1 pseudogene is annotated in these 367 nt (G+C 58.9%); it reads right to left on the minus strand.

From position 1 onward, the window contains the following. Window positions 1-367 (minus strand): annotated as a pseudogene (locus PQQ53_RS35000) (IS5/IS1182 family transposase); the annotation flags it as partial.

Below are 367 nucleotides of genomic sequence, written 5' to 3' on the forward strand. Positions count from 1 at the left end.
TGCCCGGTCACTGCCAGAGTTTGTGACCTCGTGAGCCACGATGAGATGGTGTTTGGCGTCAACGGCGACCTGCACGTTGTAGCCTACCATTCCCGAGCCCTTGCCGCTCGTCGCCATGGAGCGCGCATCGGGATCGGTCATCGAGAGTTGGCCATCAGGTTGCGTCTTGAGTTGCGCCTTGATCTGATCGAGGTTCCGCATCTGCTCACGTAGGCGCGCGATCTTGTCTTGCAATCGAGTCGTCTTCGCTTCGAGCTCAGCGGGTTGCGTACGATCGGCAGTCTCCAGCGCGTTCAGATATCGCTGGATGCTCTCCTCGATCTGCTTTTGGCGCTTGTCGACCTTAGCCTCGGTGAAGTTGCGATCG

This window comes from Paraburkholderia strydomiana (assembly GCF_046030495.1).
Classification (GTDB): domain Bacteria; phylum Pseudomonadota; class Gammaproteobacteria; order Burkholderiales; family Burkholderiaceae; genus Paraburkholderia; species Paraburkholderia strydomiana_A.